The sequence below is a fragment of the Amycolatopsis roodepoortensis genome (assembly GCF_014873915.1).
Taxonomy (GTDB): domain Bacteria; phylum Actinomycetota; class Actinomycetes; order Mycobacteriales; family Pseudonocardiaceae; genus Amycolatopsis; species Amycolatopsis roodepoortensis.
Genome location: NZ_JADBEJ010000001.1, coordinates 1,390,584 through 1,403,317, shown reverse-complemented (window position 1 = coordinate 1,403,317; position 12,734 = coordinate 1,390,584). Strand labels below are relative to the sequence as shown.

3 protein-coding genes are annotated in these 12,734 nt (G+C 73.0%); all 3 read right to left on the bottom strand.

What is annotated here, in order from left to right:
• Positions 1 to 78 precede the first annotated feature (78 nt).
• Genes H4W30_RS06440 through H4W30_RS06430 form a run of 3 tightly spaced genes read right to left on the bottom strand, consistent with a single transcriptional unit; the run spans position 79 to position 12,291 of the window.
• Positions 79 to 5,403, bottom strand: coding sequence for a type I polyketide synthase (locus H4W30_RS06440; protein ID WP_192741929.1), 5,325 nt, complete (start codon positions 5,401 to 5,403; stop codon positions 79 to 81).
• A 13-nt stretch (positions 5,404 to 5,416) separates the two neighbouring features.
• On the bottom strand, positions 5,417 to 8,869 hold the full coding sequence (locus H4W30_RS06435) for a non-ribosomal peptide synthetase (protein ID WP_192741928.1): 3,453 nt from the start codon (positions 8,867 to 8,869) through the stop codon (positions 5,417 to 5,419).
• Positions 8,866 to 12,291, bottom strand: a complete 3,426-nt coding sequence (locus H4W30_RS06430; protein WP_192741927.1) for a beta-ketoacyl synthase N-terminal-like domain-containing protein — start codon at positions 12,289 to 12,291, stop codon at positions 8,866 to 8,868. Before H4W30_RS06430 ends, H4W30_RS06435 begins: the two co-directional genes overlap by 4 nt.
• Between the last annotated feature and the right edge of the window lie 443 nt (positions 12,292 to 12,734).

Here is a 12,734-nt window from a genome sequence, read left to right as displayed (position 1 = left end):
TTTCGGGTCATCCAAGGCACCGAAATCCACACGGTCCGGCACTGCGCCCGAAACGCCACTCACGACCCGCCGCACGGTTCAGCGCTCGAGCTTCGGGATGGTGGTCCGGGCGGGTTCTTCGGCGGGCGCTTCGGTCTTGCCGGCGCGCAGCTCCTCGATCCGCTCGGCCAGAGTGGCCACTGTGGACGCTTCGAACAGCGTCTTCATCGCCAGCCGCGTACCGGTCGCCTTGCGCACCTGGGCGATGAGCTGGATGGCGACCAGCGAGTTCCCGCCGAGGGCGAAGAAGTCGTCGTGCACGCCGATCTTCTCCACGCCGAGCAGCTCGGTCCACTGCCGGGCGATCTCGGCCTCCAGGTCGGTGCGCGGGGCGACGTAGTCGTCCTCCGACACCTTCACCGGCGCTTCGCCCGGTTCGTCCAGCTCCTCGGCGCTGATCTGACGCTCGATCAGCTCCCGCACCGGGAGCGTGCTGATCACCACCTGCCCGCCGAGGCCGGGGGCCAGCGCCCGGACGAACGCCTCGGCGCCGTCCACCGGCCGGATCCCGGTCGAGGTCCCAGCAGTGTCCGCAGTAGACACAGCAGTCAGCCCGCCACCGACGGCGTCCTGATCGACCTGGCGCAGCACGAAATCCTCGATCGTGACGAGCACGCGGCCCGTCTCGTCGCACAGCGAGAGGTCGGCCGCCACCACCTGGTCGCCGCCGGAGTCGCGGTAGCGCAGATGACTACGGAAGCTCGCCGGGAGCGCGTCGTGCACGACGATCCGGCCGTAGCTCATCGGCAGATAGGTGCCGCTCCCCCGGCCGCGGCCGAACGCGGTCGCGACGTCCAGCAGTGCCGGATGCAGCCCCCAAGCGCCGATGTCGGCCGCCGCCGCGTCGGGCGCCGTGATCGTGGCCAGCTCTTCCTGTGCGCCGATGCGGTGTTCGCGCAACGCCGCCCAGCGCGGGCCGAAGGTGACCATGCTGGTGCGGCCGGTGCCGAAGCCGTTTCCGTCGTCGATCGGCTCGGTCCGCCCGGTCACCGCCTCGATGTCCACAGTGGACGTCGCTTCGGCCGCGATCCATCCGGCGGATCCGCGCACGTGGGTCCGGCTCGCGCCGGCGACGTGGCTGGTCACGGTGAAGTCGTCGCCGTCGAACTCCACGCGGTACTCGGCGGTCGAGCCGTCCGGAACGCCGAACGGCTCCAGGAACGCGACGTCGCGCAGCTCGACGACGTGTCCGTCGCCGGGTTTCGGCAACGCCGCGGCCACCGCCGCGCGGACGGTCTCCAGGTGTCCCGTGCCCGGCACCACCGGCACACCGGCGATCCGGTGCTCGTCGAGCAGCCAGTGCGTGGCGGCCGAGACGAGCCCGTGCGCGCCGTCCTCGGAACGCGTGGTGAGCACGGGGTGCTCGACGGGGCCGAGCGCCCGCGATCGGGCGGTGCGGATCGTGGTCGGCGCGGCCACCTCCGCGGCCATGCCGACCTCGTCCCAGCCACCCCAGGCGTGCGAGACGAGCCGCGCCTGCCAGCCGTGGTCGCCTCGTGCGTAGGCGTCGAGGAAGTTGTTGGCGGCGCAGTAATCGACCTGCCCGATGCCGCCGGCCACCGCGGTGATCGACGAGCACAGCGCGACAAAGTCCATCGGCAGGTCGGCGAACGCCTCGGCCAGCGCCAGCGTCCCGGCGATCTTCGGGGCCAGCACGGTCTCGGCCGCGGCCCGCTCCTTCACCTCGGCGACACCACCACCGGGCAGCCCGGCGGCGTGCACGATCCCGTCGAGGCCGCCGAACTCGCGCTCGGCCAGCTCACGCACCTCACGCAGGCGCGCCGCGTCCGTGACGTCGGCGGCGACGACGCGCACCTCCGCGCCCGCGGCCTCCATCCGCCGCACGGCGAGCATCGCGCGTCCGGCGCGGTCGGTGCCACCGTGCGCGGCGAGATGCGCGTCCCATTCCGCCCGCGGCGGCAGTCCGGCGCGGGTGAGCAGCACGAGCTTCGCCCGCACCCGGCGGGCAAGGTCCTCGGCGAGCGTGATGCCGATACCGCCGGTCCCGCCCGTGATCAGGTACCGGCCGCCGTCGCGCAGCACCGGCTCGGCTGCGGCGGGCAGTTCGAGCTGGGTGTAGTCCAGTACCCAGCGACGACCGGCCCGCAGCGCGACCTCGGCCGCCGCGTCGGCCGGGCGGAACAGCTCGGCGACGACGTCCTGCAAACCGTCAACGTCGATCCGGCGCACCATCGTGCCCGCGATCTCCAGCGGCACCACCCGCGCGATACCGGCGAGGGTCGCGTGCTCGGGCCGGGTCAGGTCGTTACCGGTGACGTCGGCGGTGCCGGTGCTCAGTACGTCGATCCGCACCGGCTCGCCCCAGGCCTGAACAAGATTGAGCACGCTGAAGAATCCGAGGTCCTGTGCGGCCATGCCGCGCTCTTCCCCGGCCAGCGTCCAGGCGTGCACGACCCGCTCGGGCCGGGCGGGCAGCGCGGCCACGAGCGCGTCGTAGTCCTCGCGCACCCCTGGCCGGACGGTGAATCCGGTCTCCGTCGCGGCGAACCCGTCGCCGGGGCGCACTTCGGTGACCGTCACACCCGCGTCGCGCAGGAGGCCGGGCAGGACGTCGTCAGCGGCGAAGACGAGCGCGTTCGCGAATGGCTCGCGTCTCAGGTCCGGTTCCGCCTGCCGCCACGCCGGGACCGCGAACCACTCGGACAGCGGCAGCGGACCGGTCGACCGCACGGGTTGGGTCGCCGTGACCGGATCCGGGTCGACCCAGTACCGCTTGCGCGCGTACGGGTAGCCGGGCAGCGGCACCCGCCGGCCGGGCGCGCCGAACGTCCGCGGCTCCAGGGAAACCCCGTTCGTCCACAAAAGACCGGCCGCACCGTACAGCGTTTCGACGTCGCCGATGCGCTCGTTGCGGCCCGGCAGGCTCGGCTGCGGCGCGGGCATCCCCTTCGGAACCTGGCCGCGGGACAGCCCGGACAGCTGATGCCCCGGCCCGCATTCGACGAGCGCCCAGCGGTCGCTGTGATCCCCACGCGCGAACAGGTTCTTGACGCAGTCACCGAACCGGACGGCCTGACGCAGGTGTGAGGCCCAGTAGGCGGGGTCGGTGGCCTGGGCGTCGGTGATCCACTCGCCGGTGACGTTCGACAGGAACGGCAGCGTCGGCGCGGTGCGGGTGACGGCGGCGACGGCCTCGGTGAACTCGGCGAGGATCGGGTCCATCATCGGCGAGTGGAACGCGTGCGAGGTCACCAGCTCGCGGCACTGCACGCCGCTGGCCTTGAGCGTCGCCGCGAACTCCGCGACCTCGTCCGACGGCCCGGCCACGACGCAGGTGCCGGGCCCGTTCACCCCGGCGATCGCGAGGTTTTCCGGCAGCCGCGTGGCGACGCTCTCCTCGTCGAGCTGGACAGCCAGCATCGCCCCGGCCGGCATCGACTGCATCAGGCGGCCGCGCGTGGCGACCAGGTTCAGCGCGTCGGGCAGGGTGAAGACCCCGGCGACGGTGGCGGCGACGTACTCGCCGACCGAGTGACCGATCATCGCCGCGGGCCGCACGCCCCAGCTCTGCCACAGCATCGCCAGCGCGTACTCGACGACGAACAGCGCGGGCTGGGTCACGCGGGTTTCCCGCAGCGCCTGCTCGCCGCCGCGCCCGAAGATCAGGTCGCGCAGCTCCGGCAGCTCGGGTTCGAGCAGCCGCAGGCACTCGTCGACGGCTGCGGCGAACACCGGCTCGGCGTCGTACAGCTCGGCGCCCATCCCGGCGTACTGGGAACCCTGCCCGGGGAAGAGGAACGCCACGTTCGTCTCCCCTGCCTGCCCGGAAACGAGGCGCCGGGAGTCGCGCAGCCCGTCGACCGCGTCCTCCAGATCACGGGCGACGACGACCGCGCGATGCGGGTACTCGGTGCGCCCGGCGGCCAGGGTGTGGGCCACGTCGGCGAGATCGAGGTCGACGTCGCCGGCAAGCCGGTCGGCCAGCCGGTCGACCGCGGCCGAGAGCGCCTCCTCGGTGTTGGCCGACACCCGCAGCAGGTGCGCCGGGTGCGGCGTCGGGAATCGCTGCGATACCGGCGCCTCCTCCAGCACGACATGCGCGTTGGTGCCGCCGACGCCGAACGAGCTGACGCCCGCGCGCCGCGGCGCCTGGCCCGCCTCCCACTTCGTCACCACACGCGCCGGGAAGAACGGGCTCGCCGGGAAATCGATACCGGGGTTGGGTTCGTGGTAGTTGATGGTCGGCGGGATCAGCCCATGCTCCATGACGAGCACGGCCTTGATCAGCGAGACCACGCCCGCCGCCTGCGACAGGTGGCCGATGTTGGATTTCACCGAGCCGATCGCGCACCAGCCGGTGTCCTCGGTCCCGTTCCCGTACACAGTGGACAGTGCGGTGATCTCGATCGGGTCGCCCAGCGCGGTGCCGGTGCCGTGCGCCTCGACGTAGCCGATGGTGCGCGGGTCGACACCGGCCATGCCGACGGCCTGCGCGACCGCTTCGGTCTGCCCGGACATGCTGGGCGCGGAGAAGCCGACCTTGGTGGCGCCGTCGTTGTTGATCGCGTTGCCGAGCACGACGCCGCGGATGTGGTCTCCGTCCTCGATCGCCTGCGACAGCCGCTTCACCAGCACGACGCCGACGCCGCTGCTCCAGACCGTGCCGTTGGCTCCGGCGTCGAACGCGCGCACGTGCCCGTCCGGCGAGGTGAAGCCGTCGACGCCCATGTAGCCGACACCGTGCGGCATCTCCACGTTGACCCCACCGGCCAGAGCCATGTCGCATTCGCCGTTGCGCAGCGCCTCGCAGGCCAGGTGCACCGCGACCAGGGACGTCGAGCAGGCGGTGAACACCGCGAGGCTCGGGCCGCGAAGGTTGAGCTTGTACGACACCGAGGTCGTCAGGTAGCTCGGCTGGTTGCCGGTCGAGATGCCGATACCGCCGTGCTGCGAGGCGAGGAGCCGCTCGTTGCGCATCAGGTTCTCGGTCAGGTATCCGGTGCCCCCGGACCCGCCGTAGACGCCGATCGCGCCGCTGAACCGCGCCGGATCGTAACCCGCGTCGGTCAGCGCGGCGTGGCACGACTGGAGGAACAGCCGATGCTGCGGGTCGGTGATCTCGGCCTCGCGGCTGGTCATCCCGAACAGTTCGGCGTCGAACTCGTCGAAGCCGTCGACCACGGCGGTGGCGTTCACCCAGCTCGGATCGTCCACAGTGTCCGGTGCGGCGCCGCGGGCGATCATCTCCTCGCGGGTCGCGGGCACGATCGACTCGACGCCGTCGACGAGGTTGCGCCAGAACTGGTGCGCGTCTCGCGCGCCGGGCACGCGCACGTCGAGGCCGACGATCGCGATCGGTTCGGCTCCGGGATCGCCGGCGCCGGTTTCGGGGTGGTGGGTCACGGTGGTGCTCCTATCAAGGGCCGGTAGGGCCGGCGGTGCGACGGGGTCTTCTGGACTGGGTGCGGCCGCGGCGGGCGGCGACGCGTTCGGCGGCACGAGCCAGTTCGGGGCTGGCGGCGACACCGGAGTGCAGATGCGCGGCGAGGGCGCGGACGGTGGGATGGCTGAACAGGTCGACCATCGGGATCCGGCGGGCGAGCCGGTCGGTGAGCTGGGCGTGGACCCGGGCCAGGGCGAGCGAATTCCCGCCGACGTCGAAGAAATTGTCGGTGTGCCCGACTTCGGTGACACCGAGGACGTCGCACCAGGCACGAGCGATCACGGCCTCGGTCGCGGCGAGCACCGCCGGGTCCGCGGCCACCGACGGCGGTCGTGCTTGGACGCGGGTCGCCGCGGCCGGCGCGGCGGTGCGGACGCCCGCCCGCGGCAGCTCCGGCACGCTGGTCCCGACCGGCGCGTCCGGCGCCGCGGCCAGCGCGCCGAGCAGCGCGACGTAGTCCTCGGCGAGCCCGGCCATCCGGGCGTGATCGAACAGGTCCGGGTTGTACAGCAGTTCGACGCCGTCGTCGTGGACGTACACCGTGAGGTCGAACGGCGACCCCGGCTTGTCGACCGGCAGCCACGCCGAGGCCACGCCGGGAAGGTCCAGCCGCGGCTCGGTGAAGTTCAGGACGTTGAACATCACCTGCACGAGCGGGGCGTGCGCGGGGTCGCGGGGCACACCGAGCACCTCGACGAGCCGCTCGACCGGCGCGGCCGGATGCGCGGTCGCGGCGAGGAGTTCCGCGCCGCCGTCGCGGACGTGCGTGGCGAAGTCCGCGGCGTCGTCGGCCCGCAGCCGCACCGGCACGATGTCCACGAAGAACCCGGCGACCTCTTGGCATTCGGCGAGCTGCCGGTCCGCGACGACCGTGGCGACCAGGTGGTCGGTCGCGCCGGTGAGCCGCCGCAGTAGCTGGCCGAACGCGGCGAGCAGGACCCCGGCGCGCGTCGTGCCGGTGCGGGCGGCCAGCGCCAGGACCGACTCGGCGACACTGTCCGAAAAGGACTGACGCAGGCTGGCGCCCCGGTAGGTCTGCACGGCCGGACGCGGCCTGTCCCGAGGAAGGTCCATTGTGGCCGGTGCACCGGCGAGATGCTCGGTCCACCACGCGACATCCACGGCCTCACGGCGTTCGTCACGTCCGGCCCGCCACACCGCGTAGTCCGCATAGGACGCCACCGGCGGCGGCAGCGGCTCGCCACGGTAGGCCGCCGACAGGTCGGCGCACAGCAGCTCCTGCGACCAGCCGTCGAACACCGCGTGATGCAGCGTGAAGCCGAGCACGTGCTCCGTCTCGCCGAGCCGGTAGAGCCGCACGCGCCAGGGAGCCTCGCGGTCGAGACGCACCGGCGTCGCGGCGTCGGCGGCCAGCCGGGCCCGCAGACCGTCCTCGGTCACCGGCACCACCGGCAGCGGAACGTCCGACGGCGGCAGGCGATCCGCCACCGGCGCTCCGTCGACGGCCCGGATCCGCCAGCGGAGCACGTCGTGCCGCTCGGCGACCGCGCGCAGGGCGTGGCGCAGCGCGTCGACGTCCAGCGCGCCGGTCAGCCGGAACGCCATCGCGATGTTGTACGGCGCGGCGTCCGGGGCGAGCTGGTCGAGGAACCACAGCCGCCGTTGCTGCGGAGACAAAGCGGGTGCGTGCCCGGTGGTCAGCCCAGGCCCGGTCAGCGGCGGCGCGGAGGCGACCCGCCGGGTGAGCTCTTCGAGCGTACCGCCGGTGAAGACGTCCTCCGTGGCGACGTCCGCGGCCAGCTCCGCCCGCAGTGCCGCGACCAGCCGCATCGCGGCGATCGAATTCCCGCCCGAGGCCAGGAAATCCGTCCCCGCGCCGGAGCCGAGCACGCGGCGCCAGATCGCCGCGACCGCGCGTTCGGCAGGGGTGCCGAGTGCGCCGAGGTCCTGTTGGCCCGCCAGCGCCGCTTCGGCGAGGTCGCGCAGCGCCGGCCGGTCGATCTTGCCGGTGAGCGGGTTGACCGGCAGCCGGTCGAGCACCCGGACCGCGGCCGGACGCATCGCGGCGGTGAGCCGGTCCCGGCCGAGTTCGTCCACATCGGATGGTGCGGACGCCGGCGCGAGGAAGGCCACCAGCCGGGTGCCCGCCGGCCCGGGGACGGCAGCCACCGCGGCGGCGTCGACGTCCGGGTGGCTCGTGAGCGCGGCCTCCACCTCGCCCAGCTCGATCCGCTGGCCGCGGACCTTCACCTGCCGGTCGGCGCGGCCGGCGAATTCGAGACGGCCGTCGGGCAGCTCGCGGACGAGGTCGCCGGTGCGGTAGAGCCGCTCCCCCGGCGTGGTCGGATCGTCGACGAACTTCGCGGCGGTCAGCTCGGGGCTGCCGAGATAGCCGAGCGCGACGCCCGGACCGCCGATCAGCAGCTCGCCGATCTCACCGGGCGCGACCGGCCGCAGCTCGGCGTCCACGACGAAGGCCCGGTGGTTCGGCGTCGGGCGGCCGAGCGGCAGCGGGTCGGCCGGGATGCCGGTGACCTCGTCGGTGACGACCACGACGGTGGTCTCGGTCGGGCCGTAGGCGTTGAAGAACCGCCGCCCCGGCATCCAGCGCGCGGCGAGCTCCGCGGGCACCGGCTCGCCACCGCAGGCGATGACGCGCCAGCCGGGAACGGCCGCGGGGTCCACCATGGACAGCAGCGTCGGCGTGACGAAGCCCCACTCGACGGCGTGCTCGACGAGGAACCGCCGCAGCCGTTCGGGGTCGGACCGGTCGGCGGCACTGGTGAGCTGGACCGATCCGCCGTGCGCCAGCGGGACGAACACGTCCATGGTGAAGGCGTCGAAGGCGGGCGACGAGATGCCGAGTGTCCGGGTGCCCGGCCGGATCCCGAGGGCGGCGGGGAACCCGGTGACGAACGCGACCACGTTGCGGTGGCTGGTCAGCACGCCCTTGGGTCGTCCGGTGGAGCCGGAGGTGTAGAGGAGGTGGACAAGGTCGTCCGGCCCGGCGGGGCATTCGACGGGCCCGTCCACGGGCGCGGGCACGTCGAGCGCCTCGATGCCTTCCGTGGCACCGAATTCGCCCTTCGCGCGGTCACCGACGACCAGCGAGATCCCGGCGTCCGCGGCGATTTCGGCCAGCCGGGCCTTCGGGCCGCCGGGTTCGAGCGGCACGTAGGCGGCGCCGGACAGCAGCACCCCCACGACGGTCGAGATCAGCTCCGGCCGCCGGTCCGCGCAGACACCGACGCGGACGCCAGGCCCGGCACCCCGGGCGCGAAGCAGCCGGGCGACGCCGGTCGCCGAAGCGACCAGTTCGCGGTACGTGAGCCGGGTGTCACCCTGCCGGACGGCGACGGCGTCCGGGGTGCGCGCGGCCTGGGCGAGGATCAGCTCCGTGAGCGTGGTGTCCGGATAGGACAGTGGCGGGCCATGGCCGCCCGTGACGGGCAAGGTGTCGGTCACCGAGGGGTCTCCTGGTCGGCTGTGTGGTGCGGTGGTTCGATCCAGTGCCGCTCTCGCTGGAACGGATAGCCCGGCAAGGGGACGCGGCCGGGATCGCCGTCCGCGCTCCACTCGACGTCGGCGCCCCCTGTCCAGTGGGCAGCAAGCTCCCGTTCCTGCCCGGCCGGGCCCTCGACGTCGGTTCCGTTCGCCAGCAAGGCATCGAGCGCGTCGACCGCCGTCGCGACCGAGTCGGCCACGACGGCGGCACGGCAGGCGAACGCCCGCCGGCCCGACAGCGTGTATGCCACGTCCCTGAGGTCCGGCGTGTCCGTGGCGAGCCGGTCGCGTAGCCGGGACACCGCCTCGCGCAACGCCTTCGGGTCACGCGCGGACACCGGCAGGACGAAGGGGCCGCTCGCCGCGGGCCGTGGCGGGGCGGCAGGCGGCTCCTCGACGATCATGTGCACGTTCGTGCCGCCCATGCCGAACGAGCTGACCCCGGCCACCCGCCGCTCACGGGCGGGCCAGTCGGCGGCCTTCGCCGGGACGTACCAGGGACCGCCCGCCAGGTCGACCTCCGGATGCGGGGCCGTGAAATGAGGGTTCGGCGGGATGACCCCGTGCCGCACGGACAGCACGGCCTTGATCAGCCCGGCGATACCGGCCGCCGCGTCGAGGTGCCCGATGTTCGTCTTCACCGAGCCCAGCGCACACGATTCCGGCGGGGCGTCCCGGTAGACGCGGTTCAGCGCGGCCACCTCGATCGCGTCACCCAGCGGGGTGCCGCTCCCGTGGGCTTCGAGCAGCGCGACCTCGTCCGGGGCGACCTCCGCGACGGCCAGCGCTTCGGCCACCGCGGCCGCCTGCCCGGCCGGTCCCGGCACGGCGTAGCCCGCGCGGTCCGGGCCGTCGTTCGTGATCGCCCAGCCGGGCAGCACGGCGTACACGTGGTCGCGGTCGGCGATCGCGTCCGCCAGCCGCCGCAGCACGACCGCCCCGGCACCCGAGCTGAACCCGGCGCCCGCCGCGGCGACGTCGAACGCACGGCACCGGCCGTCCGGCGACACGAGCCCGCCATTGCGGTACCGCGGCCACGTCACGCTCACCCCGCCTGCCAGCGCGACGTCGCACCGGTAGTCCGCGAGGCTCTGCGCGGCCATCGCCACCGCCGCGAGCGAGCTGGAGCACGCGCTCTGCACGGCCACCGCCGGCCCGGTCAGCCCGAGCCGGTAGGCGACCTGGCCGGGCAGGTGGTCGGTGAGCTGGCGGCCGGTCAGCCGACCCTCCCAGTCGTCCGGGTCGACGTCGCCGGTCACCGCCGGGTTGCCGAACAGGTGGAACAGGAAGTAGCGGTTCACCGAGGTCGCCGTGAACACCCCGACCGGCCCGGTCTCGGCGGCGGGATCGCGGCCCGCGTCTTCGAGTGCCTGCCACGCCGTTTCGAGGAAGAGCCGGTGCTGCGGGTCGGTCCTAGCGGCCTCGTCGGCGGTGAAGCCGAAGAACCCGGCGTCGAACTCCTCGATCCCCTCGATCCGGCCGCCCGCCCGCACGTACGCCGGGTCGGCCCGCAGGCCCTGCCCGATGCCCAGCGCGGTCAGCTCGTCGTCGGTGTAGTCGTGGATCGAGTCGACGCCCGCGCAGAGGTTCCACCAGAAGGAAGCGGTGTCCGGCGCGCCGGGGAACCGGCAGGCCAGCCCCACGACGGCGATGAGATCCCCGGCCTGCTCCTCCGCGGTGACGGGCGTCCGAGTGTCCGAAGTGGACTTCGTGAGCCAGGCGGCCTGCCCGGCGATCGTCGTGCGCTCGAACAGGGCGAGCAGCGGGACGTCCACGCCGAACTCGTCGGCCAGCCGCACCTGCACCCGCCCGAGCCGCAGCGAGTCGCCACCGGCGTCGAAGAACGCCTCGGTGCTGCCGATCCGGTCACGGCCCAGCACCTCGCACCAGATCCGGTGCACACGTTCCTCGGCCGGGTTCAGCCGCTCGGCCGGGACGGTCGCGGCCGAGCGCGGATCCGGCAGCGCCCGTTCGTCGAGCTTTCCGGTGACTGTCAGCGGAAAACTGTCCAGTACCGCGACGGCCGCGGGCACCGAGTAACCGGGCAGGGCGTCCACCAGCGCGGCCCGGAGCACCCGGCCGTCCGGACGCGGGCCTGCCGCGGTCACGTAGGCGAGCAAGTCGCCGTCTCGCACGATCGCGCGGGCTTCGGCGACGCCAGGCTGTTCGGCGAGCTTGGCTTCGACCTCGGTCAGCTCCACCCGGAACCCGCGGACCTTGACCTGCCGGTCGAGCCTGCCGAGGCAGACGAGGTTCCCGTCCGGCAGGAGCCTGCCGAGGTCGCCGGTCCGGTAGCGGCGGCCGCCGTCGGCGGTCACCCCGAACGCCGGGCTCGGCTGGTCGAGGTAGCCGTCGACGAGGTGCCGTCCGCGCACTTCGAGTTCGCCGCTGTCCAGCACGGTGAGCGTGAACCCGGGCAGCGCGCGCCCGATCGGCAGCGGTCCCTCGGCGTCCGGGTCCAGCTCGGCGGCGGTCGTCCGGTAGTGCGCGGCGAAAGTCACCTCGGTGGCGCCGTAACCGTTGACGAAGACGCATTCCGGCGCGAACCGGCCGCGGCGGACGTCGGCGTGGGTCGCCTGCTCGCCGCCGAGCAGCACGGTCCGCACGGACGGGAGGCCGGTCTCGCCGAGGATGTCGAGCAGGTGCCGGTAGACCGTGGGCGTCGAGTGGTAGACGGTCGCCTCGTGCCGGGCCAGCTCGCGCGCGGCGTGGGCGACGCCGTGCGCGCGCAGGTCGACCGGTACGAGCGCGGCGCCGGTGAGCAGTGCCGGATAGAGGTCCGGGATCGCCGCGTCGAAGCCGAACGACGCGAGCAGGCTGAGCCGGTCGGCCGGGGTGATGCCGAGCGCGTCGATCTGGTTGTCGACGACGTGCAGGAGGTTGCGGTGGGTCTGCGCGACGGCCTTCGGCCTGCCGGTGGACCCGGACGTGAACAGCACGTACGCCAGGCTGTCCGGGTCGGATTCGGGCACCGGGAGCGGAGCGGTCTCCGCACCCGAACGCACCAGCCGCGCGGATCCGGTGCGGCACAAGAATTCCGCGAGTTCGACGTACTCCGGGTCCGCGAGCACGGCGGTCACCCGCGCGGCCGCGAGCTGGTATTCGAGCCGCTCCCGGGGGAAGGTCGGGTCCAGCGGGACGTAGGTGCAGCCCACGGCGAGGGTGCCGAGGATCGCCGCGATCGCGGCGCTGCCGTGCCCGGTGACGAGCCCGACCCGCTCCCCCGGCCGCACACCGGCGTCGTGCAACCGCAGCGCGCGGCCGCCCGCGAGGCCGGCGAGCCGGGCGTAGGTGATCCCGGTGCCGTGCTCGAAGACCGCGATCCGGTCGGGCGTTTGCCGGGCGTGTCCGTCGAATCGGCTGACGCAGCCGGGTCGGGTCATCGGGCGTCGAGCAGTCGCTCCGAGGTTTTTCGGGCGCGCGACAACAACAACGGCGTGGACTTCATCTTGCTCCCCAGTGCAGATTCAGGTGAAGAATCACGCAAGGTTATGACGACCGGCCGCGCCGTGGAATACGAATTTCGCGGATTTAGTCCGAACGCTCCATCCATATTGGACCATACGTCGCAGTTTTCGGTGTCTTACGCCCGAATCGGCGCCCTGGCCAGCACTTCGCGACGGTCCTTCGGACACAAACGACACTCGAACGATCACATTCGGTGACACGTCGGATATTAACCGACACCTTGTCGGAAAATACCTTCACGGACAGCCGTCGGGCCGATTTTCGCGATCGATTCAGAAATAAGGTCATGCGGGGGCGACCGGAGGCGGCTTCCCGGGCAAGGCCATCTCCGGCGACCGAATGAATCCGAAATGCTTTT